Raw genomic sequence first — 21,432 nt, 5'->3', positions numbered from 1 at the left:
TTGTGTCATTCTGGTCTGTCTTTATACAGTGAAGGTGGAAACATGGATGAGCTGCTAACCCTTGGCTGCATTGTATTATTCTTCGCGCTGGTAGTGGTTCCTGGCCTCGCGATCGTGGCATTCAGACGCAGTGCGGCTGTACGTTCTGAGCTGATGGCCTTGCGCCGTCGGGTAGAGGAGCTGGAGCTGCGCGGTGTGGCGCAGACCAGCGCCGTTGAGCCAACGGCAGCAAAAGATATTGTTCCTGCCGATGCGCCAACGGCTGCGATGAGCAGCGTATCGCCGGAGCCAGTAACTGAGCCGCCGCCTGAGCCCGTTAACACGTGGGTTTCACAGCCGAAGCCGGATAATGCGGCGGTATCTACGCCCGACGTCGAGCGGCCTTCTGCTTTTGGCGGGGTAATGTCATCGCTGGTGCGCTGGTTTATGCAGGGTAACCCGTTGGCAAAGCTCGGTATTTTGCTCCTGTTTTTGGGGCTTTCTTTCCTGCTGCGTTATACGGTCGAACATTCTCTGTTTCCGCTGGAGCTGCGTCTGGTGGCGGCCGCGCTGTTCGCTATTGTCCTGTTGGCGTTGGGCTGGCGGTTGCGGCATAAGCAACCGATTTATGCGCTGATATTACAGGGGGGAGCTACCGGAGCACTCTATCTCACTGTGTTTGGCGCGTTCCGGCTGTGGCAAATGCTGCCAATGACACTGGCATTTGCGCTGCTGGTGGTGATTTGTGCGGCGAGTGTGGGGCTGGCTATTCTGCAAAAGGCGCTCAGCCTGGCTATGCTGGCAAGTCTTGGCGGTTATCTCGCGCCGCTGTTGCTTTCCACCGGCGGCGGCAGTCATGTCGCGCTCTTCTCATTCTATCTTCTGCTCTCGGTCGGCATTCTCGCCATCAGCATCTGGCAGCACTGGCGGGAGCTTAATCTGCTTGGCCTGCTGTTCACCTTCGGCGTTGGCGGGGGGTGGGGCCTGGAGGGCTATCGACCAGAGTATTACCTGAGTTGCCAACTGTTCCTGATCGCCAACACGATTATTTTTGGCGTGCTGAGCGTGGCGTTGTCGCTCCGGGCGCAGGAAAAAGGCAAACAGATTATTGACGGCGTACTGCTGTTTGCCCCACCGCTGATCGGTTTTGGAATGCAGTATGCCATTACCCGGCATATGGCTTATGGTCCGGCGCTTAGTGCGCTGGGCTACGGTGGTTTCTATCTGGTGTTAGCAAAGTTTGCGTTGCGGCGTTCCTCTTCTCTGGGGAGACCACTGGTATTGTCCGCCCTGGCGCTCGGTGGTGCGTTTACCACGCTTGCTATCCCGTTGGCGCTTTCAGCCCGTTGGACGGCGATGGCCTGGTCGCTGGAGGGGCTTGGGATCCTCTGGCTGGGCGTGCAACAACAGCAACGACGCATGAGTTATAGCGGTACGGCGCTGCTCGTGCTGGCCGTGGGGAGCGCGCTATGGGCGCTGGCGAACGGAACAACCGCGCTCTCAGTCATGCTGATTTTTGCCGTGCTCAGCCTCAGTTGGCTGGTTGCTGCATGGCTATGGCGCAACATTTGGATGCCGGGCAGTTGGGCGCTACTCGCTGGTGGTTTGGTTTTCTGGATCATTGCGCTCGTTGCGGCATCGCAACTCGTTCTGAAACAGGATCGGTGGGTACTGTCTGGCGTGCTGGCATTAATGGCGGTATCGAGCTGGGGCTGGCGAAGTATCGCGGGTCGCCTGGCGTGGCGGGAGCTGGATGCCAGTAAATGGCTGCTGTGGCCGATGATGCTGGTGATGCTGATCTATCAGATCGCTGTACAGCAGATTTTTGCGGCGGGCTGGCCGAATCTGGCCTGGTGCGCGGCGCTAATTGTTGCGGTAGCGCTGCTCTGGCGTGATGCACAAATATTACCGCCAATGCTTTCCAGACTGGCGCATTTATCGTTCTTCTGGATGATTTTACTGGCGCTCGCGGTTGAGCTGTTCTGGTTCGCGCAGGGGCTGCCGTGGGGAAGGGCCGCGTGGGGTAACGGCCTGATGATGGCGGCTGGCGGGCTGCTTATTTTCCTTATTTATCAGTCTGTTCATCGACAAATCTGGCCGTTTCGCATCTGGCCTACCCTCTATTCTGTTCAGGCGATGGTTCCCGTTGTGCTGGTGCTGGTCGGTCTGCTCGTGCTGACGAATTTACAAGATGGCGTGGTTTATCGTCAGACTTATCTGCCGTTGCTCAACCCGCTGGAAGAGGGCGCAGCTTTTGCCCTGCTGGGCTTGGTGGTGTTTTATCGCGCGTCTGAACGCTATTTCCCGGCGCAGCTTTCGGTATGTCGCCCATGGCCGGTTGTGGCGCTGATGGCGCTCAGCTTTTGGTGGCTCAATGGTGTGCTGCTGCGCGCATTGTCCTGGTATGGCGAGGTTGCGTGGCGTGTAGACACACTATGGGATTCACGGCTGATTCAAACCTGTTTTGCTCTGTTCTGGATGCTGGCGGCATTGGTGGTGATGCTGCGGGCGACCCGGCGCCGCTCGCGTCGGGAATGGCTGTGTGGCGCGGTATTGTTGGGGATAGTCATTGTGAAACTGATGCTGGTGGACAGCGCAGGAGGCGGCGGCCTGGCGCGCGCGGTTGCGTTTATCGGCGTGGCCATTCTGGTGTTGATTATCGGGTATTTTTCACCATTACCGCCCAAAGCTGGAGAAGAAAAATGAAATGGATGAAAGCGGTGTTATGCAGCGTACTGCTGGGCGCGACAGGCGCGGCGGTAAGCAGCGATGAAGTGAAAGAGTCTCCGGCGGACTACGTAACGGGGGTGACGCTGGAAACTACGGGCACATCGCCGTGGTATCGCCTTTCGCTACCTCCGGCGGTGTATCCGGGTACCGCCTGGGCGGATTTGCGCGATGTCCGGGTCTTTAACCATCTGGGGGAGACGGTGCCGTTTACTCTGGTGGCGCAGAAAACCCAGCCCGTTACGCCAGAGGCAGTGGCGCTGCGTTTTTTCCCGCTTGATATGTCACCGGTTGCGCCGCGTGAGGAGGGGCAACGAGGCGGAGACGCTATTGTTTTACGCTCGAAGAGCGGCATTGAAATTCATTTGCAAAGTGATGATGTCAAAGCGCTCGGCCAGAGCTATTTACTGACGCTCCCGGAAGAGACGAAAGATGCCTTTTCACTGGCGCAGTTACGCCTGAACTGGGACTCGCAGGCGGGCAACTGGCAGGGGAAAGCCTCGGTTTATGCAAGCAGTGATTTGCGCTACTGGCGACCCGTGCAGGAAGATGCGCCGTTAATGGATCTGACGCGTGATAACGATCGCCTGAAAATGGACACCATCAGCGCCAGCCTCACGCTCTCGGTGGAGGCGACTCGCTACCTGCTTGTGATCCTCGACTCGCAAAGTCCGGCGCTGACGTTAAACAGCGTGAGCGCGATAGCGGCCAGCAGCGAGCCGGAATCCGAGCGTATCGTGATTGAAGCCCAGGGGAATAAGGTTTCGGATGACGAAGCCGTCTGGCGATGGGCGCAGCCCCAGCCGCTGACCTCGCTTCGCATCGATCTGGAAAGTGAAGGTGTTTTACCGGTGGAACTGGTTTGGCGCAGCGCTGAAAAAGAGCCCTGGCAGCCGCTGACAAAAACCATGCTTTACAATCTGGACTGGAGGAGTGCGGAAGATATTCATCTTTCCGGTCAGTTGGTTGAGGCCGTCCGGATGACGACCATTAACGCCCGCTTGCCAGAGAGGCTGCCTGAGTTGAGCGGCATGCGCGACAGTTATCAACTGGTGTTTAATACGCAGGGCAAAGGGCCTTATATGCTGGCGTGGGGAAACCGGGCGGCGAAAAAGGCTGATGTTGGTCTCGATATGCTGATCCCGGCGTCGCTGCGTAAATCGCAGGAGATAGATTATCTACCGTGGGCGACTCTTCAGGAGAGCGTGGCGCTTGGTGGTGAAGCGCGATTGACGGCAACGTCAGTAGCTGAGCAACAAAGCCAGTGGAAAACGCTGTTGGTGTGGGGGGCGTTAATTCTTGGGGTCGCCGTACTGGCGCTTATGGCGTGGCGAATCTGGCGTGAAGTGAAAAAGGGTAATCCGACATAAACCAATAAAAAAGGCCCGCATTTGCGGGCCTCTTACGATTCATGCCAATTACAGGCTGGAAACGTTCTCGGTCAGGTATTTTGCCACGCCGTCCGGAGACGCGTTCATACCTTCTTTACCTTTTTCCCACTGTGCCGGGCAAACGTCGCCGTGCTCTTCGTGGAACTGCAGCGCGTCAACCATGCGCAGCATTTCGTCGATGTTACGACCCAGCGGCAGATCGTTAACCACCTGGTGGCGAACAACGCCGTTAGCGTCGATCAGGAAAGAACCGCGCAGAGCAACGCCCGCTTCCGGGTGCTCGATGCCGTAGGCTTTCTGGATTTCGCGTTTGATGTCAGCAACCATTGCGTATTTCACTGCACCGATGCCGCCTTTGTCGACAGGGGTGTTACGCCATGCGTTGTGGACAAATTCAGAGTCGAAGGAAACGCCAACAACTTCCACGCCGCGCTTCTGGAATTCTTCGTAACGTTTGTCGAAAGCGATCAGTTCAGACGGGCAAACGAAGGTGAAGTCCATCGGCCAGAAGAACAGAACGGTAGTTTTACCGTTGGTATGCTGTTTGAAGTTGAAGTTTTCAACGATCTCACCGCTACCCAGTACCGCAGCTGCTGTGAAATCCGGAGCCTGACGAGTTACCAGTACCATATAATTCTCCTGCAATGTTAAGGGGTTTTTGGAACGCAACGCGGGCCAGTATAGAGAGTGTTCGCGAATAAGACAAAGAGGCGCTGGCAATCAATGAGACAGGTTTTGTCTATCAATCTTTTGCCGGATGGCGGCTACTGCTTATCCGGCGGCTAATACGGGCTGTAGTCAAAGGGTTTTACGCTGCGCCTGTTCCATCATTTGCGGATAAAACTGCCAGAACCGTTCCTCTAACGCATCGTAATGCGTATCCAGGTCATACCATGAGTCACGCAGGGCATCGAGTCGTGGGCGGCGGCTGGCCATGCCATTCAGGACGTTCTGGATAAAATCCATGTCCCGATAGCGCTCAAGCCATTTCTCTGACCACATATAGTTGTTTAAATTGATAAAGCGCGGTGGCGATTCAGGCAAAATAGTGGTCACCTGGGTGCGAGCATAGCGCACAAAGTCCGCCAGCGGGAAGTCGGGGGATATTTCCGACCAGTGGCGCGACAGAAAATGATCCCACATTACGTCCAGCGTAATCGGCGCGACACGGCGCGTTTCGCTGCGAAACCACTCTTTGGCTTCACGCACCTGCGGCAGGTTATCGGTCATCACGTCGATACGACGGTGCATGAAGATGCCTTCCACCACGTCAGGCGAATAGTGCGTTTCCGGATTGCCCCGGACAAAGTCGGCCAACAAATTGCCGGAAAGCGAGCTGTCGGCGAGGTGAGCCAGATGCAAATGTGCAAGAAAATTCATATCCACTTCATCCTTCAAACTGCCTCTTTGTTGGCTGCCTTCACTCACCCCAGTCACTTACTTGAGTAAGCTCCCGGGGACTCATTCAGTTGCCGCCTCGATGCATCTTGAATGATTTTGTGTATAGATTATGTCTTTTAACTTGAGGGGTAAAGGTTGCAGGGAGGACGCCCCGGCACTAGACTACCCGCCTCTTATTTTAGTCTGAGTCAGTGTCATGCGCGTTACCGATTTCACCTTTGAACTACCCGAATCCCTGATTGCCCACTATCCGCAAGCTGAGCGCAGTAGTTGCCGCTTGCTGTCTTTGGACGGGCCGACGGGCGCGCTGACGCACGGTACTTTCACCGATTTGCTCGATAAGCTCAACCCTGGCGATTTGCTGGTCTTTAACAACACCCGCGTTATTCCGGCGCGTCTGTTTGGCCGTAAAGCCAGCGGCGGCAAGATCGAAGTGCTGGTCGAGCGTATGTTGGATGACAAACGTATTCTGGCGCATATTCGCGCCTCGAAAGCGCCAAAGCCGGGGGCCGAGCTGCTGCTGGGCGACGACGAAAGTATTAAAGCAACGATGGTGGCACGCCATGACGCGCTGTTTGAAGTCGAGTTTAACGACGAGCGCAGCGTGCTGGATATCCTTAACGCCATCGGCCATATGCCGCTGCCACCGTATATTGACCGTCCGGATGAAGATGCCGATCGCGAGCTGTATCAGACCGTGTATAGCGAAAAACCCGGTGCGGTCGCCGCGCCGACTGCGGGTCTGCACTTTGACGATCCGCTGCTGGCTAAGCTGCGCGATAAAGGCATTGAAATGGCGTTCGTCACGCTGCACGTGGGCGCGGGGACTTTCCAGCCGGTGCGCGTAGACACCATCGAAGATCACATCATGCACTCCGAATATGCGGAAGTGCCGCAGGATGTCGTTGATGCTGTGCTGGCGGCGAAAGCGCGCGGCAACCGCGTGATTGCGGTGGGCACCACCTCCGTACGTTCACTGGAAAGCGCGGCACAGGCGGCCAAAAACGACCTTATCGAGCCGTTTTTCGGCGATACGCAAATATTCATTTATCCTGGCTATAAATATCAGGTGATTGATGCCCTGGTAACCAACTTCCACCTACCGGAATCAACGCTGATCATGCTGGTTTCCGCGTTTGCTGGTTATAAAAACACCATGCACGCCTATCATGAAGCGGTAAAAGCGGAATATCGCTTTTTTAGTTACGGTGATGCGATGTTTATCACGTACAATCCGCAGGCTATTTCTGAGCGTGTCGGGGAATAAATCCGCGATATGAGTATTTAAAACGTCGGACTGTTTTTCTGACGCAGGAGTTAAGATGAAATTTGAACTGGATACCACAGACGGTCGCGCTCGCCGCGGCCGCTTGGTTTTTGATCGTGGCGTAGTAGAAACACCTGCTTTTATGCCGGTCGGTACTTACGGCACCGTGAAAGGCATGACGCCGGAAGAAGTTGAAGCAACTGGCGCGCAGATTATCCTCGGTAACACCTTCCACCTGTGGCTGCGCCCGGGGCAGGAAATCATGAAACTGCATGGCGATCTGCACGATTTTATGCAGTGGAAAGGGCCAATCCTCACCGATTCCGGCGGCTTCCAGGTTTTCAGCCTGGGTGATATCCGTAAGATTACCGAGCAGGGCGTGCATTTCCGTAACCCAATCAACGGCGATCCGATTTTCCTCGATCCCGAGAAGTCGATGGAGATTCAATACGATCTCGGTTCCGATATCGTCATGATCTTCGACGAATGTACACCGTATCCGGCCGACTGGGACTATGCTAAACGCTCGATGGAGATGTCTCTGCGTTGGGCGAAGCGCAGTCGGGATCGTTTTGATAGCCTCGGCAACAAAAATGCGCTTTTTGGCATCATTCAGGGCAGTGTTTACGAAGATTTACGTGATATCTCCGTTAAAGGTCTGGTAGACATCGGTTTTGATGGCTACGCTGTCGGCGGTTTGGCTGTCGGTGAGCCGAAGGAAGATATGCACCGCATCCTGGAGCATGTATGCCCACAGATTCCGGCAGATAAACCTCGTTACCTGATGGGCGTCGGCAAACCAGAAGATCTGGTTGAAGGCGTACGTCGCGGTATCGATATGTTTGACTGCGTGATGCCAACGCGAAATGCCCGTAATGGTCATTTGTTTGTGACTGACGGCGTGGTAAAAATTCGTAACGCGAAACATAAAAGCGACACCAGTCCGCTCGATGCTGAGTGTGATTGCTACACCTGTCGCAATTATTCGCGCGCTTACTTGCATCATCTCGACCGTTGCAACGAAATATTGGGAGCGCGACTCAACACGATTCATAACCTTCGCTACTACCAGCGTTTGATGGCGGGTTTACGCAAGGCTATTGAAGAGGGTAAATTAGAGAGCTTCGTGACCGATTTTTACCAACGTCAGGGTAGACCAGTTCCACCTGTGAACGTTGATTAATTTTAATAATGAGGGAATTTGAATGAGCTTTTTTATTTCTGATGCGGTAGCGGCAACAGGTGCTCCGGCGCAGGGCAGCCCGATGTCTCTGATTCTGATGCTGGTGGTGTTTGGTCTGATTTTCTACTTCATGATCCTGCGCCCGCAGCAAAAGCGCACCAAAGAACACAAAAATCTGATGAACTCCATTGCGAAAGGCGATGAAGTGCTGACTAACGGTGGTCTGGTGGGTCGCGTGACCAAAGTAGCAGAATCTGGCTACATCGCTATCGCGCTGAACGACACCACTGAAGTGGTTATTAAACGTGATTTCGTAGCTGCCGTTCTGCCGAAAGGCACCATGAAGGCGCTGTAATTTATTGTTTTCCCAAAGGGAACTGCCGTGTTAAACCGTTATCCTTTGTGGAAGTATGTCATGCTGATCGTCGTTATTGTCGTCGGTCTGCTCTATGCGCTTCCCAACCTGTATGGTGAGGATCCGGCTGTTCAAATCACTGGCGTGCGCGGTGCCGCCGCCAGTGAGCAAACGCTGATCCAGGTCCAGAAAACGTTACAAGAAGATAAAATCACACCTAAGTCTGTGGCTCTGGAAGAGGGTGCTATTCTTGCGCGCTTCGACTCCACTGATACCCAACTGCGCGCTCGTGAAGTGTTAATGGGCGTATTGGGCGATCAATACGTCGTGGCGCTTAACCTTGCACCGGCAACTCCACGCTGGCTGGCAGCCATTCACGCAGAACCGATGAAACTCGGTCTTGACCTGCGTGGCGGCGTTCACTTCCTGATGGAAGTGGATATGGACACCGCGCTGAGTAAGTTGCAGGAACAAAATATCGATAGCCTGCGCAGCGATCTGCGTGAAAAAGGCATTCCTTATACTACCGTTCGCAAAGAAGATAACTACGGTCTGAGCATCACCTTCCGTGATAGCAGCGCCCGTGATGAAGCTATCTCTTACCTGAGCAAGCGTCACCAGGATCTGGTTATTTCCAGCCAGGGCAGCAATGCTCTGCGTGCGGTGATGACCGATGCGCGCCTGAGCGAAGCCCGTGAATACGCGGTACAGCAGAACATCAACATTCTGCGTAATCGTGTTAACCAACTGGGTGTTGCTGAGCCGGTGGTCCAACGTCAGGGTGCTGACCGCATTGTGGTCGAACTGCCAGGCATTCAGGATACCGCGCGTGCAAAAGAAATTCTGGGCGCTACCGCGACGCTGGAATTCCGTCTGGTGAACACCAACGTTGACCAGTCCGCTGCGGCATCCGGGCGTGTACCGGGTGATTCGGAAGTGAAACAGTCTCGTGAAGGTCAGCCGGTTGTGCTGTACAAACGCGTGATCCTGACCGGTGATCATATCACCGACTCCACTTCAAGCCAGGACGAATACAATCAGCCGCAGGTTAACATCTCGCTGGATAGCGCGGGTGGTAACATCATGTCCAACTTCACCAAGGACAACATCGGTAAGCCGATGGCGACCCTGTTCGTGGAGTACAAAGACAGCGGTAAAAAAGATGCCAACGGTCGCGCAGTGCTGGTGAAACAGGAAGAGGTGATTAACATCGCCAACATCCAGTCTCGCCTGGGCAACAGCTTCCGTATCACCGGTATTAACAACCCGAACGAAGCGCGTCAGCTTTCTCTGCTGTTACGTGCCGGTGCGTTGATTGCGCCGATTCAGATTGTTGAAGAACGTACCATCGGTCCTACCCTGGGTATGCAGAACATTAAACAGGGTCTGGAAGCGTGTCTGGCCGGTCTGGTGGTGTCTATCCTGTTCATGATCTTCTTCTATAAGAAGTTCGGTCTGATCGCGACCAGTGCGCTGATTGCTAACCTGGTACTGATTGTCGGTATTATGTCGCTGCTGCCGGGCGCTACGCTGAGTATGCCGGGGATTGCGGGGATCGTCTTAACCCTTGCCGTCGCGGTCGATGCGAACGTACTGATTAACGAACGTATCAAAGAAGAGTTGAGTAACGGACGTTCGGTGCAGCAGGCCATCAATGAAGGTTATGCGGGCGCATTTAGCTCCATCTTTGATGCGAACATTACGACGCTGATTAAGGTCATTATCCTGTACGCAGTTGGCACCGGGGCAATTAAAGGGTTCGCGATTACTACCGGTATTGGTGTGGCGACGTCGATGTTTACCGCGATTGTCGGTACACGTGCCATCGTAAACCTGTTGTATGGCGGCAAGCGCGTCAAAAAGCTGTCAATCTGAGGAGTGCGAAGTGGCACAGGAATATACTGTTGAACAATTGAACCACGGCCGTAAAGTCTGGGACTTTATGCGCTGGGACTACTGGGCTTTCGGCATTTCAGGTTTCCTGCTGATTGCGGCTATCGTGGTGATGGGCGTACGCGGGTTTAACTGGGGTCTCGATTTCACCGGTGGTACGGTAATTGAAATCACGCTGGAAAAACCGGCCGATATGGACGTGATGCGCGATGCGCTGGAGAAAGCGGGCTTTGTTGATCCGCTTCTGCAGAACTTCGGCAGCAGCCACGACATTATGGTGCGTATGCCGCCAACTGAAGGCGCAGACGGCGGTCAGGTACTGGGCAGCAAAGTGTTGAGTGTGATTAACGAATCTACCAACCAAAACGCCGCGGTGAAGCGAATTGAATTCGTGGGTCCGAGCGTGGGTGCAGACCTGGCGCAAACCGGTGCAATGGCGCTGATGGCGGCGTTGATATCTATCCTGGTGTACGTCGGTTTCCGCTTTGAGTGGCGACTGGCGGCAGGGGTAGTTATCGCTCTGGCGCACGACGTGATTATCACACTTGGGATCCTGTCGTTGTTCCATATCGAGATTGATCTGACTATCGTCGCATCGTTGATGTCGGTAATCGGTTACTCGCTGAACGACAGTATCGTCGTATCTGACCGTATTCGTGAAAACTTCCGCAAAATTCGTCGCGGTACGCCTTACGAAATCTTTAACGTGTCATTGACTCAGACGCTGCACCGTACGTTGATTACGTCCGGTACGACGTTGATGGTTATTCTGATGCTGTTCCTGTTCGGTGGTCCGGTACTGGAAGGCTTCTCGCTGACGATGCTGATCGGTGTTTCCATCGGTACTGCATCTTCTATCTACGTAGCATCGGCGCTGGCGCTGAAGCTGGGTATGAAGCGTGAGCACATGCTGCAGCAGAAGGTTGAGAAAGAAGGGGCGGATCAACCGTCAATTCTGCCTTAAACTATTAAGAGTGAAGATACTGGAATCCCGATCGCAAGGTCGGGATTTTTTTTGCCTGCGATTTGCTAGCAGTCCATTATCTTTTCCGGTCGCCATACTACTGACAGTATGCTGTCAGTAGCCCTGTCTTATAGTCCTTCTGAGATTACCCACACAGGCAGGAGGAAGTATGAATAACGTAATTAGCTGGTTTGAAATCCCCGTGGCACAAATGGAGCGCGCCATTGCTTTTTATGAGCCAGTGATGCAGGTTTCTTTGCGTCGTGAGAATATGGACAGCGCGGAGCTGGCCGTATTTCCACACCAGGATCCCGCTCCCGGCGGGGCGCTGGCTAAATTTGACGGTATTACGCCTTCAGCGCAGGGCGCTATTATTTATCTGCATACGGACGATTTGGCTGCAACGCTTAAACGCGTCGCCACCGCTGGCGGTCAGTGCGTGTTTGGTCCGCTCGAACTGGGGCAGGATATTGGCACTATTGCGCTGTTTACTGACAGCGAAGGCAATCGTGTTGGTTTACATCAACCCGCGTAATATTTTCAGGACTGAGGATTAAAATGACCAGACGCGCCGACCGCTTGTTTCAGATTGTACAAATCCTGCGTGGCAGGCGAGTGACAACGGCGGCGCTGCTGGCAGAACGTCTTGAGGTTTCTGAACGGACGATTTATCGCGATATCCGCGATCTCTCTTTATCCGGCGTGCCTATTGAAGGAGAAGTGGGCAGTGGATACCGCTTAATGGCGGGGTTTGATCTGCCGCCGTTGATGTTAACGCATCGCGAATCAGAAGCGTTAATGGTAGCGATTCGTTTGCTGAAAACATGGGGCGGGGATTCACTCTCACAGGCGCTGGAATCCGCGCAGGAAAAAGTGCTGGCGATATTGCCGCCAGAGTGTCGGCGCAGAGCCGAGCAAACGCGGGTTTTCGCGCCAGATTTTGGCAATCAGCCGCATTCACGCAGTGCTTTTGATCTCATACATCGCGCGGTTTCGGCGCAGCATGTGTTGGCGCTGCATTATCGCGACGAGTCCGGGAATCTCTCCTGGCGCGACGTTCAGCCGCTGGGGCTATTTTTCTGGGGTGAGCACTGGTTGCTGGTTGCCTGGTGCGAGAAACGTAACGATTATCGCTGCTTTCGCGTTGATCGGTGTCTGAAGATCACGCCGCTCGACAGGCATTTTCGTGAATCTGCGGATCGCTCGCTGAGTGACTTTTTACGTAAAGTACGCTGTGAAGATCAGCCATAAAAAAGCCAGCGGTTAAGCTGGCTTGTCTGCGATAAATTGGCAGGATTAGAAGTTGTAACCTACGACCAGGTAACCACCCCAACCGGTAGATTTCGCGCTGAAGTCGCCTTCGCCCCAGTTCAGAGTATCTCCACCTTTCCACTGGCCGCCGTTATGGAAATAACGCGCTACTACGGAGTAGTGCCAGTGATCGTAGTTCAGCGCCAGGACGTGGCTGGAAGCGATAGAGTTGCTGGTGCGGTTCGGATCATCACCCAAATCGGAGCCCCAGTCGAAGTTGGTGAAGCCGATGTAGGTCAGTTGGCCGCCCCAAACCTGGGTGATCGGCACAAAGTATTTCACTTTGAAACGGTAGCCATCCCACTCGTTTTCGTTGGATGCGCCATAGTTCTGCCACTGGTATTTAGCATACACGTTCAGGGACAGACCCATCGGCAGACCGGTATCGATATCGGTACCCAGACCCATATACCAGGTGCTCTGGCGGCTGGCTTTGTTATCACCCATATCGTAGATGTAGTTGTTGGCGAAATACCATTCTTTGAACGGACCAAAGCTCAGGTCAGCACCGGTCAGTTTATCGATTGAGAAACGCGGTTCGATTTCCATAAACAGCGGGGAACCGTCAGACCAGATGCCTTTATCGTTGCCGTTACCCCAGTCGAAGGTTTTCGGAATATCGATGTAGCCATAGAAGTCAAACCAGTCTTTTTTGGCAAACGCTTCGTATTCCAGATAAACGTCGTTGTTCAGTTTCGGGGAGAAACGGGTGTGGTAGCTTCCCACTACGTTGACGCTCTGGTGCCACCAGTCGGACAGATATTGCGGTTTGTCATTTTCTGCAGCGTTGGCAGTAAAAGACGAGGAGAGCGCCAGCACTGCACCGGCTGCAAGTAATGTTTTTTTCATATGTATGCCACTGTTTGAAATCCCTTTCGGGAGTGAAAAAGGCGCAAATTGCGTTTCTAAATATTTCGTGTTTCTTCGGAGCCTATTATAAAAATCATTGTTCACAAAAATATGTGTTGTTTCACAGTTCTATCATTTACGTAATCGATTGCGTTCACGTTTGCTTACTTTAGGCGGCGAATTGTACTGGCTCCCATGAATGTTGCCAAGTTTTACCAGAAATATCGGTTATGTCAGGTGAGTAACAAAACGGGCCGGAGTGATGTTGCGGAACGCACAAAACGTCCCGCAAAAAAGTTTATTGATTAACAGGCTGGATGTCGTGGATACGAACAAATCCTAACTGGTCCGGAGAGAGGCCATTTATCTGCAGCGGAATGTCTACGTCGCTGGGAGCAAGGATACTTGCCGGGGCCGTTACCAATTGGTTCTGAACGTTCGTTTCCTGATAGTTATCCGTGGTGCCCTGAATTTGTCCATACTCGACGGTGGCGCTAAAGGCGGGTAAAGGCGTAGTGGATTCACCCTGAATACGTAATGTGAGCCGCGTGCCGTCGGCGTTCGGCGCAATATTGACAAGTGACATCCGTAACATGCCAATCTGGCTGTCCAGTCGGGCTGGTGTATTGGAACCCGGCAGCAGATAGGCTCCGCTGGTTGATTTGGCATTCAACATATTTTGTTGTGTAATTTTTACCGTTTCCTGATTTAGCTGTGTCATCTCTTTATTCAACGTACTAACGCTTTGATGCATCTGGCGTACTTCGCTTTGCTGTGCGCATGCGCTAAGACTAAAGAGACTTCCCACCAGGAGAATTCTTAGGTAACGTCTTGTCATTGTGATTACTTCCTTCATTGTCGCGATAGCATAATGGTAGTGCGCACCGAGCACGAAGGCATCGATCCTTTGTCTCAAAAGCGCTGCGCCTTTGTTGTCACGCCAGTTCAGGGTAAAATAGATTTCTGTTAACCACTGAGGACAGGACGCCGTATGCATTGCCCATTCTGTTTCGCCGTAGACACTAAGGTAATTGACTCTCGTCTTGTAGGCGAGGGCTCCTCAGTACGCCGCCGTCGGCAGTGTCTGGTCTGTAACGAACGTTTCACCACTTTTGAAGTGGCTGAACTTGTCATGCCGCGCGTTGTGAAAAGCAACGATGTGCGTGAACCCTTTAATGAAGATAAGCTGCGCAGCGGCATGCTCAGAGCGCTTGAGAAACGTCCGGTCAGCTCAGATGACGTCGAAATGGCGTTGAACCATATCAAATCACAACTGCGTGCGACTGGCGAGCGTGAGGTGCCGAGCAAAATGATCGGCAACCTGGTGATGGAGCAGTTGAAAAAACTCGATAAAGTCGCCTATATCCGCTTTGCCTCGGTTTACCGGAGTTTCGAAGATATCAAAGAATTTGGCGAAGAGATTGCTCGCCTACAGGACTAAGCCATGCAGGATGAATTGTACATGGCGCGCGCGCTGAAGCTTGCTGCGCGCGGACGTTTTACCACTCACCCCAATCCCAACGTGGGCTGCGTGATTGTCAAAGATGGGGAGATCGTCGGTGAAGGGTATCATCACCGCGCGGGCGAACCGCATGCCGAAGTCCACGCTCTGCGCATGGCTGGAGAAAAAGCGCAAGGGGCGACTGCCTATGTAACGCTTGAACCCTGCAGCCATCATGGTCGTACCCCCCCGTGCTGCGATGCGCTGATTGCCGCAGGCGTGTCACGTGTGGTTGCAGCGATGCAGGATCCCAATCCGCAGGTAGCAGGTCGTGGTCTCTACCGTTTGCAGCAGGCGGGCATTGACGTCAGTCACGGGCTGATGATGAGCGAGGTTGAGCAGCTTAATAAAGGCTTTCTCAAGCGTATGCGTACGGGATTCCCCTACGTGCAGCTTAAACTTGGTGCGTCGCTTGATGGGCGTACGGCGATGGCCAGTGGTGAAAGCCAGTGGATAACCTCGCCACAGGCGCGTCGCGATGTGCAACGATTACGGGCGCAAAGCCACGCCATCTTAACCAGCAGCGCTACGGTGTTGGCTGACGACCCTCAGCTTACCGTGCGTTGGTCGGAACTTGGGGAGTCAACCCAGGCGAGTTACCCGCAGGAAAATCTGCGCCAGCCTATCCGCATTGTTGTTGATAGCCAGAATCAGGTCACGCCGGAACACCGTATTGTGCAACAGCCTGGAGAAACCTGGATTGCCCGGACAAAAGATGATCCTCGTAGTTGGCCGGAGACGGTGCGCAGCCTGAAGGTGCCGGAACATAACGGGCATCTGGATCTGGTGGTGCTGATGATGCAACTGGGCAAGCAGCAAATTAACAGCATTTGGGTGGAAGCTGGTCCAACGCTTGCGGGCGCGTTATTACAGGCCGGTCTGGTCGATGAGCTAATCGTGTATGTTGCGCCTAAACTGTTAGGCAGCGATGCACGAGGATTATGTGTGCTTCCAGGCCTTGAGAAACTGGCTGACGCCCCCCATTTCAAATTCAACGAAATACGCCATGTAGGTCCGGACCTTTGCCTGCATTTAGTGGGCGCATGATCTCCCGGTTCGAAAGGGAAGCAGCGCACAGATTATTATGATAAAATCCGCCCCCCTGCGGGGTCTAGTGAATCCGAAGGAAGAATATGAACATTATTGAAGCTAACGTTGCTACCCCGGACGCTCGCGTCGCCATCACCATTGCGCGTTTCAACAACTTTATCAATGACAGCCTGCTGGAAGGTGCGATCGACGCCCTGAAACGTATTGGTCAGGTTAAAGATGAAAACATTACCGTCGTTTGGGTTCCGGGCGCGTATGAGCTGCCGCTGGCAGCCTCAGTACTTGCAAAATCCGGTAAATACGACGCGGTGATTGCGTTAGGTACGGTGATTCGTGGTGGTACCGCGCACTTCGAATATGTGGCTGGCGGTGCAAGCAATGGCCTGGCGCATGTCGCTCAGGACAGTGGCATTCCGGTAGCCTTCGGTGTTCTGACCACCGAAAGTATTGAACAAGCCATCGAACGTGCTGGCACTAAAGCCGGCAACAAAGGCGCAGAAGCTGCACTGACTGCACTTGAAATGATTAATGTATTGAAAGCCATCAAGGCCTGATTTTTGTAAGGGGAAATCCGTGAAACCTGCTGCTCGTCGCCGCGCCCGTGAGTGTGCCGTCCAGGCGCTCTACTCCTGGCAGTTGTCCCAGAACGACATCGCTGATGTTGAATACCAGTTCCTGGCGGAACAGGACGTAAAAGATGTCGACGTTCTGTATTTCCGTGAACTGCTGTCCGGGGTGGCGACTAACAGCGCGTACCTGGATGGATTAATGAAGCCTTATCTGTCTCGTCTGTTGGAAGAGCTGGGTCAGGTAGAAAAAGCCGTGCTGCGTATTGCGCTGTTTGAACTGTCTAAACGTAGTGATGTGCCGTACAAAGTGGCCATCAACGAAGCGATTGAACTGGCGAAAACCTTCGGCGCTGAAGACAGCCATAAATTCGTGAACGGCGTACTGGATAAAGCAGCACCTGTGATTCGCCCCAACAAAAAGTAATCCCGAGGCCGGCTGGATGGTGGAACTTGTTTCCGCTGCCCCCGGCTTTTTCTTTTTTTTCTGCTGAGGCATAACGTATGGCATGCGGCGAATTTTCCCTGATTGCCCGTTATTTTGACCGCGTAAGAACGTCTCGTCTTGATGTCGAAACCGGTATTGGTGACGATTGCGCACTTCTGAACATCCCTGAAAAACAGACGCTGGCGATCAGCACCGATACGCTGGTGGCAGGCAACCACTTCCTCCCCGACATTGATCCCACCGATCTCGCCTGGAAAGCGCTGGCGGTGAATTTGAGCGATCTGGCGGCGATGGGAGCCGATCCTGCGTGGCTGACGCTGGCGCTCACGCTGCCTGACGTCGATGAAGCCTGGCTTGAAGCCTTCAGCGATAGCCTGTTTGAACTCCTCAATTACTATGATATGCAGCTGATAGGTGGTGACACCACGCGTGGGCCACTGTCGATGACGCTGGGTATCCACGGCTACGTCCCTGTTGGACGGGCCTTAAAACGCTCCGGTGCGAAACCGGGGGACTGGATTTATGTGACCGGTACGCCGGGCGACAGCGCGGCCGGGCTGGCGATTTTGCAGGATCGCTTGCAGGTGGCAGATGCAAAAGACGCAGACTATCTGCTTAAACGTCATCTGCGTCCAACGCCGCGTATTTTGCAGGGACAAGCCCTGCGCGATCTGGCCAGTGCGGCTATCGATATTTCCGACGGCCTGATTTCCGATCTGGGGCATATCGTCAATGCCTGCGGCTGTGGGGCGCGGGTTAACGTCGATGCGTTGCCATACTCCACGGCATTTGCCCAACACGTTGAGCCGGAACAAGCCCTGCGCTGGGCGCTCTCGGGTGGTGAAGATTATGAGTTATGCTTTACCGTACCGGAAATTAACCGTGGCGCACTGGACGTGGCGCTGGGAAATCTCGGCGCATCGTTTACCTGCATTGGGCAGATGAGCGCGGACGTGGAAGGCATTCACTTTACGCGCGACGGAAAACCCGTCACGTTCGACTGGAAAGGATATGACCATTTTGCCGCGCCTTAAAAAAGATGTCGCCAAAAGCCGCCTGAGTATGCGCAATCCGTGGCACCTGTTGGCCACCGGTTTTGGCAGCGGGCTGAGCCCAATTGTTCCAGGCACGATGGGATCGCTGGCGGCGATCCCTTTTTGGTATTTAATGACGTTTCTGCCGTGGCAGCTGTATTCACTGGTGGTCATGTTGTCTATCTGTATCGGCGTTTATCTGTGCCATCAAACGACGAAAGATATGGGCGTGCACGATCACGGTAGCATTGTCTGGGACGAGTTTGTCGGGATGTGGATAACCCTGATGGCGCTGCCGACCCACGACTGGCAGTGGGTCGCCGCCGGATTTGTGATTTTCCGTATTCTGGATATGTGGAAGCCGTGGCCGATCCGTTGGTTCGATCGCAACGTGCATGGCGGTACGGGGATCATGATTGATGATATTGTGGCCGGAATACTCTCCGCCGGAATTTTGTATTTTATCGGCCATCATTGGCCGGTAGGTATCATTTAAATAGGTTTGCCGGATGGCAGCGTAAACGCCTTATCCGGCCTGGAAACACGATGGCGGTTTCGTAGGCCCGATAAGCGCAGCGCCATCGGGCAATGCCAGATTATTTAAATCCGACCACCGGATGCTGTTTGTACGGCGTTTCCAGCTCGGCAATCTGCTCCGGCTTCAGCGTCAAATCCACCGCATTAAGTAACTCATCCAGCTGTTCCTCGCGCGAAGTGCCGATAATCGGCGCTGCCACACCCGGTTTGCTTAGCAGCCAGGCCAGCGCAACCTGCGCACGCGTTACGCCTAATTCCTCACTGACACCGGTCAGCCGCGCGGCAATTTGCGCGTCGTTTTCATCGCTGTCACTGTATAAATTTTTACCGACTTCATCAGAAACCAGACGTGCGGTCGTTTCTCCCCAGGGGCGCGTCAGGCGACCACGCGCTAGCGGACTCCATGGGATCACCGCGACGCCTTCCTGATAGCAAAGCGGCAGCATTTCGCGTTCTTCCTCACGGTAGATCAGGTTGTAGTGATCCTGCATGCTAACGAACTGCGCCCAGCCGTGTTGTTTCTGTAAGGCCAGCGCCTGAGCAAACTGAGATGCGTGCATGGATGAGGCGCCAATATAGCGAGCTTTACCGGCTTTCACTACGTCGTTAAGGGCTTCCAGCGTTTCTTCGATAGGCGTATTGTAATCCCAGCGGTGAATTTGCAGGATGTCCACATAGTCCATACCCAGGCGTCTGAGGCTATCGTCGATTGAGCGCAAGATTTGTGCGCGGGATAATCCTTCCGCTAAATCATCAACCTGGTGAAAAACCTTGGTGGCGACCACGACATCTTCGCGGCGGGCGAAATCACGCAGCGCGCGGCCGACAATCTCTTCGCTGCTGCCAGCGGAGTAGCTGTTGGCGGTATCAAAAAAGTTAATGCCGCCTTCAAGAGCGTGTTTGATTATCGGGCGGCTGCTTTCTTCAGGTAGCGTCCAGGCGTGATTGCCGCGATTGGGCTCGCCAAACGTCATGCAACCCAGGCAAAGGCGGGAGACCCGTAGGTCGGTTTTTCCTAAGGTGTTATATTTCATTAATCCACTCCTGCTATGCTCGTGATGAGTTAAGCATAGCAGGAGCGGGGAGGGGATTATGCCAGCCAGGCCTTGATTTTGGCCTCAATTCCGGCGGCATTAAGTCCCAGTTCGGCGCGAGCCTCGTCCTGAGTCCCCTGCGGGATGAAGAAGTCAGGCAGGCCAATGTTCAGCACCGGAACAGGCTTGCGATGGGCCATCAGCACTTCGTTTACGCCGCTACCAGCGCCGCCCATAATGGCATTCTCTTCGAGGGTGACCAGCACCTCGTGTTGGGCTGCCATTTCGAGGATCAACGTTTCATCCAACGGTTTCACAAAGCGCATATCAACCAGCGTGGCGTTCAGTGATTCTGCGACCTGATCGGCTTCCGGCATTAGGGTGCCGAAGTTGAGGATCGCCACTTTCTCACCGTGACGCTTCACGATGCCTTTGCCGATTGGCAGATGTTCCAGCGGCGCCAGCTCAACGCCCACCGCGTTACCGCGCGGATAACGTACGACCGTTGGACCGTCGTTGTAGTGATATCCGGTGAACAGCATCTGGCGACATTCGTTCTCATCGCTTGGGGTCATAATGACCATTTCCGGGATACAGCGCAGGAAAGAGAGGTCGAACGCCCCTTGGTGGGTTTGTCCATCTGCGCCAACGATACCTGCCCGGTCGACGGCGAACAGGACCGGCAGTTTCTGGATGGCGACATCATGCAGTACCTGATCGTAAGCGCGTTGCAGGAAGGTGGAGTAAATAGCCACGACCGGCTTATAACCGCCAATCGCCAGACCGGCTGCAAACGTCACCGCGTGCTGCTCGGCAATCGCCACATCAAAGTAGCGATCCGGGAACTTACGTGAGAACTCCACCATACCGGAGCCTTCGCGCATCGCCGGGGTGATCGCCATCAGCTTATTGTCTTTCGCCGCGGTCTCGCACAGCCAGTCACCGAAGATCTTTGAATAGCTCGGCAGGCCGCCGCTGCTTTTCGGCAGGCATCCGCTGGATGGATCGAATTTGGGTACCGCGTGGAACGTAATCGGATCTTTTTCCGCCGGCTCGTAGCCACGACCTTTTTTGGTCATGATGTGCAGGAACTGTGGACCTTTGAGATCGCGCATGTTCTTAAGCGTGGTGATAAGCCCCAGCACGTCGTGACCGTCCACCGGACCAATATAGTTAAAGCCCAGCTCTTCAAACAGAGTACCCGGCACAACCATGCCTTTGATGTGCTCTTCGGTACGTTTGAGCAGTTCTTTAATCGGTGGTACACCGGAGAACACTTTCTTCCCGCCTTCGCGCAGCGAGGAGTAGAGTTTGCCAGAGAGCAGTTGCGCCAGGTGATTGTTCAGCGCGCCGACGTTCTCTGAAATCGACATTTCGTTGTCGTTGAGGATAACCAGCATGTCGGGCTTAATATCACCCGCGTGGTTCATCGCTTCAAACGCCATGCCTGCGGTGATCGCACCGTCCCCAATCACACAAACGGTACGGCGTTCCTTGCCTTCTTTCTCGGCGGCAACCGCAATACCGATACCTGCGCTGATGGAGGTTGAGGAGTGCCCAACGCTCAGTACGTCATATTCGCTCTCACCGCGCCATGGGAATGGATGCAAACCGCCTTTCTGCCGAATGGTGCCGATTTTATCGCGGCGGCCGGTCAGAATTTTGTGCGGGTAAGCCTGATGTCCCACATCCCAGATTAACTGGTCAAACGGGGTGTTGTAGACGTAGTGCAGCGCTACGGTGAGTTCCACCGTGCCCAGACCAGAGGCGAAGTGCCCGCTGGAACGGCTTACGCTGTCGAGCAAATAGCGGCGCAGTTCGTCGCAAAGCTTTGGCAGGCTCTCTTTTGGCAGCAGGCGTAACTCCTGAGTGGAGTCGACCAGCGCCAGGGTCGGGTATTTGGCTATATCAAAACTCATCGCAAGCTCATGGGATATGTTGG

General features: G+C 54.1%; 21 protein-coding genes. 15 read left to right on the top strand and 6 right to left on the bottom strand.

The window, feature by feature from the left end; translation table 11 throughout:
- Window positions 1-42: 42 nt before the first annotated feature.
- The gene (locus HV345_RS17800) at window positions 43-2,685 is read left to right on the top strand and encodes a DUF2339 domain-containing protein (RefSeq protein ID WP_181635876.1); all 2,643 of its coding nucleotides are present in this window, start codon (window positions 43-45) and stop codon (window positions 2,683-2,685) included.
- A complete protein-coding gene (locus tag HV345_RS17795; RefSeq protein WP_181635875.1) occupies window positions 2,682-4,076 on the top strand; it encodes a DUF3999 domain-containing protein in 1,395 nt (464 codons plus the stop codon). Before HV345_RS17800 ends, HV345_RS17795 begins: the two co-directional genes overlap by 4 nt.
- Window positions 4,077-4,124: 48 nt before the next feature.
- Here HV345_RS17795 and HV345_RS17790 read toward each other — a convergent pair whose 3' ends face one another.
- A complete protein-coding gene (locus HV345_RS17790) occupies window positions 4,125-4,727 on the bottom strand; it encodes a peroxiredoxin (protein ID WP_003021524.1) in 603 nt (200 codons plus the stop codon).
- A 168-nt stretch (window positions 4,728-4,895) separates the two neighbouring features.
- Window positions 4,896-5,477: an ACP phosphodiesterase gene (gene acpH / locus HV345_RS17785; RefSeq protein WP_019076154.1), complete on the bottom strand. Its 582-nt coding sequence runs from the start codon at window positions 5,475-5,477 to the stop codon at window positions 4,896-4,898.
- Between the two features lie 217 nt (window positions 5,478-5,694).
- Here acpH and queA point away from each other — a divergent pair, with 217 nt between their 5' ends.
- The 7 genes from queA to HV345_RS17750 all read left to right on the top strand — a co-directional run bounded on the left by queA (window position 5,695) and on the right by HV345_RS17750 (window position 12,411).
- Window positions 5,695-6,765, top strand: coding sequence for a tRNA preQ1(34) S-adenosylmethionine ribosyltransferase-isomerase QueA (gene queA, locus HV345_RS17780; protein ID WP_003021529.1), 1,071 nt, complete (start codon window positions 5,695-5,697; stop codon window positions 6,763-6,765).
- Window positions 6,766-6,820: 55 nt separating this feature from the next.
- Window positions 6,821-7,948: a tRNA guanosine(34) transglycosylase Tgt gene (gene tgt, locus HV345_RS17775; protein ID WP_003021535.1), complete on the top strand. Its 1,128-nt coding sequence runs from the start codon at window positions 6,821-6,823 to the stop codon at window positions 7,946-7,948.
- A 22-nt stretch (window positions 7,949-7,970) separates the two neighbouring features.
- On the top strand, window positions 7,971-8,303 hold the full coding sequence (yajC, locus tag HV345_RS17770) for a preprotein translocase subunit YajC (protein WP_003021544.1): 333 nt from the start codon (window positions 7,971-7,973) through the stop codon (window positions 8,301-8,303).
- A gap of 27 nt (window positions 8,304-8,330) precedes the next feature.
- Window positions 8,331-10,178 (top strand): protein translocase subunit SecD, encoded by a 1,848-nt coding sequence (secD, locus tag HV345_RS17765; RefSeq protein WP_003021547.1) that lies wholly within the window; start codon window positions 8,331-8,333, stop codon window positions 10,176-10,178.
- Window positions 10,179-10,188: 10 nt separating this feature from the next.
- Window positions 10,189-11,160: a protein translocase subunit SecF gene (gene secF / locus HV345_RS17760; RefSeq protein WP_003021550.1), complete on the top strand. Its 972-nt coding sequence runs from the start codon at window positions 10,189-10,191 to the stop codon at window positions 11,158-11,160.
- Between the two features lie 169 nt (window positions 11,161-11,329).
- Window positions 11,330-11,695, top strand: a complete 366-nt coding sequence (locus tag HV345_RS17755; protein ID WP_016152028.1) for a VOC family protein — start codon at window positions 11,330-11,332, stop codon at window positions 11,693-11,695.
- A 23-nt stretch (window positions 11,696-11,718) separates the two neighbouring features.
- Window positions 11,719-12,411 carry a YafY family protein gene (locus HV345_RS17750; RefSeq protein ID WP_049270178.1) on the top strand — a complete coding sequence of 231 codons (693 nt, stop codon included), beginning with the start codon at window positions 11,719-11,721 and terminating at the stop codon, window positions 12,409-12,411.
- A gap of 45 nt (window positions 12,412-12,456) precedes the next feature.
- Here the strand turns inward: HV345_RS17750 and HV345_RS17745 are convergent, their stop codons facing one another.
- Both HV345_RS17745 and HV345_RS17740 read right to left on the bottom strand, forming a co-directional pair.
- Entirely contained in the window at window positions 12,457-13,320 is an 864-nt protein-coding gene (locus HV345_RS17745) for a nucleoside-specific channel-forming protein Tsx (RefSeq protein WP_003021561.1), read from the bottom strand.
- Between the two features lie 298 nt (window positions 13,321-13,618).
- On the bottom strand, window positions 13,619-14,158 hold the full coding sequence (locus tag HV345_RS17740) for a DUF3251 domain-containing protein (protein ID WP_016155853.1): 540 nt from the start codon (window positions 14,156-14,158) through the stop codon (window positions 13,619-13,621).
- Window positions 14,159-14,311: 153 nt separating this feature from the next.
- On the opposite strand from HV345_RS17740, the gene nrdR reads away from it, so the two are divergent.
- The 6 genes from nrdR to pgpA all read left to right on the top strand — a co-directional run bounded on the left by nrdR (window position 14,312) and on the right by pgpA (window position 18,415).
- On the top strand, window positions 14,312-14,761 hold the full coding sequence (nrdR, locus tag HV345_RS17735) for a transcriptional regulator NrdR (RefSeq protein WP_016152032.1): 450 nt from the start codon (window positions 14,312-14,314) through the stop codon (window positions 14,759-14,761).
- Window positions 14,762-14,764: 3 nt separating this feature from the next.
- Window positions 14,765-15,868 (top strand): bifunctional diaminohydroxyphosphoribosylaminopyrimidine deaminase/5-amino-6-(5-phosphoribosylamino)uracil reductase RibD, encoded by a 1,104-nt coding sequence (gene ribD / locus HV345_RS17730; protein ID WP_016152033.1) that lies wholly within the window; start codon window positions 14,765-14,767, stop codon window positions 15,866-15,868.
- 86 nt (window positions 15,869-15,954) lie between these two features.
- The gene (gene ribE, locus HV345_RS17725; protein WP_016152034.1) at window positions 15,955-16,425 is read left to right on the top strand and encodes a 6,7-dimethyl-8-ribityllumazine synthase; all 471 of its coding nucleotides are present in this window, start codon (window positions 15,955-15,957) and stop codon (window positions 16,423-16,425) included.
- 19 nt (window positions 16,426-16,444) lie between these two features.
- The gene (nusB, locus tag HV345_RS17720) at window positions 16,445-16,864 is read left to right on the top strand and encodes a transcription antitermination factor NusB (protein ID WP_000801129.1); all 420 of its coding nucleotides are present in this window, start codon (window positions 16,445-16,447) and stop codon (window positions 16,862-16,864) included.
- A 77-nt stretch (window positions 16,865-16,941) separates the two neighbouring features.
- Window positions 16,942-17,919 carry a thiamine-phosphate kinase gene (gene thiL, locus HV345_RS17715; protein ID WP_075846808.1) on the top strand — a complete coding sequence of 326 codons (978 nt, stop codon included), beginning with the start codon at window positions 16,942-16,944 and terminating at the stop codon, window positions 17,917-17,919.
- Window positions 17,897-18,415 (top strand): phosphatidylglycerophosphatase A, encoded by a 519-nt coding sequence (gene pgpA, locus HV345_RS17710; protein ID WP_181635874.1) that lies wholly within the window; start codon window positions 17,897-17,899, stop codon window positions 18,413-18,415. The genes thiL and pgpA overlap by 23 nt, the downstream gene beginning before the upstream one ends.
- A gap of 100 nt (window positions 18,416-18,515) precedes the next feature.
- Here the strand turns inward: pgpA and yajO are convergent, their stop codons facing one another.
- Both yajO and dxs read right to left on the bottom strand, forming a co-directional pair.
- Window positions 18,516-19,490: a 1-deoxyxylulose-5-phosphate synthase YajO gene (gene yajO, locus HV345_RS17705; RefSeq protein ID WP_019076159.1), complete on the bottom strand. Its 975-nt coding sequence runs from the start codon at window positions 19,488-19,490 to the stop codon at window positions 18,516-18,518.
- A 56-nt stretch (window positions 19,491-19,546) separates the two neighbouring features.
- Entirely contained in the window at window positions 19,547-21,409 is a 1,863-nt protein-coding gene (gene dxs / locus HV345_RS17700; protein ID WP_047357694.1) for a 1-deoxy-D-xylulose-5-phosphate synthase, read from the bottom strand.
- Window positions 21,410-21,432 lie beyond the last annotated feature (23 nt).

It is taken from the genome of Citrobacter sp. RHBSTW-00986 (assembly GCF_013783065.1).
GTDB classification, from domain to species: Bacteria; Pseudomonadota; Gammaproteobacteria; order Enterobacterales; family Enterobacteriaceae; genus Citrobacter; species Citrobacter braakii.
Note: the sequence above shows the minus strand (reverse complement) of the source record. Positions and strands in the feature narration are given on the sequence as shown.

What these genes read in the sequence shown, in the direction of transcription:
- acpH (WP_019076154.1), bottom strand. Translation starts at nt 5,477, where the DNA reads ATGAATTTTCTTGCACATTTGCATCTGGCTCACCTCGCCGACAGCTCG.
- ribD (WP_016152033.1), top strand. Translation starts at nt 14,765, where the DNA reads ATGCAGGATGAATTGTACATGGCGCGCGCGCTGAAGCTTGCTGCGCGC.
- ribE (WP_016152034.1), top strand. Translation starts at nt 15,955, where the DNA reads ATGAACATTATTGAAGCTAACGTTGCTACCCCGGACGCTCGCGTCGCC.
- yajC (WP_003021544.1), top strand. Translation starts at nt 7,971, where the DNA reads ATGAGCTTTTTTATTTCTGATGCGGTAGCGGCAACAGGTGCTCCGGCG.
- yajO (WP_019076159.1), bottom strand. Translation starts at nt 19,490, where the DNA reads ATGAAATATAACACCTTAGGAAAAACCGACCTACGGGTCTCCCGCCTT.
- thiL (WP_075846808.1), top strand. Translation starts at nt 16,942, where the DNA reads ATGGCATGCGGCGAATTTTCCCTGATTGCCCGTTATTTTGACCGCGTA.
- pgpA (WP_181635874.1), top strand. Translation starts at nt 17,897, where the DNA reads ATGACCATTTTGCCGCGCCTTAAAAAAGATGTCGCCAAAAGCCGCCTG.
- HV345_RS17790 (WP_003021524.1), bottom strand. Translation starts at nt 4,727, where the DNA reads ATGGTACTGGTAACTCGTCAGGCTCCGGATTTCACAGCAGCTGCGGTA.
- HV345_RS17800 (WP_181635876.1), top strand. Translation starts at nt 43, where the DNA reads ATGGATGAGCTGCTAACCCTTGGCTGCATTGTATTATTCTTCGCGCTG.
- HV345_RS17745 (WP_003021561.1), bottom strand. Translation starts at nt 13,320, where the DNA reads ATGAAAAAAACATTACTTGCAGCCGGTGCAGTGCTGGCGCTCTCCTCG.
- HV345_RS17755 (WP_016152028.1), top strand. Translation starts at nt 11,330, where the DNA reads ATGAATAACGTAATTAGCTGGTTTGAAATCCCCGTGGCACAAATGGAG.
- HV345_RS17740 (WP_016155853.1), bottom strand. Translation starts at nt 14,158, where the DNA reads ATGACAAGACGTTACCTAAGAATTCTCCTGGTGGGAAGTCTCTTTAGT.
- HV345_RS17750 (WP_049270178.1), top strand. Translation starts at nt 11,719, where the DNA reads ATGACCAGACGCGCCGACCGCTTGTTTCAGATTGTACAAATCCTGCGT.
- dxs (WP_047357694.1), bottom strand. Translation starts at nt 21,409, where the DNA reads ATGAGTTTTGATATAGCCAAATACCCGACCCTGGCGCTGGTCGACTCC.
- tgt (WP_003021535.1), top strand. Translation starts at nt 6,821, where the DNA reads ATGAAATTTGAACTGGATACCACAGACGGTCGCGCTCGCCGCGGCCGC.
- HV345_RS17795 (WP_181635875.1), top strand. Translation starts at nt 2,682, where the DNA reads ATGAAATGGATGAAAGCGGTGTTATGCAGCGTACTGCTGGGCGCGACA.
- queA (WP_003021529.1), top strand. Translation starts at nt 5,695, where the DNA reads ATGCGCGTTACCGATTTCACCTTTGAACTACCCGAATCCCTGATTGCC.
- nrdR (WP_016152032.1), top strand. Translation starts at nt 14,312, where the DNA reads ATGCATTGCCCATTCTGTTTCGCCGTAGACACTAAGGTAATTGACTCT.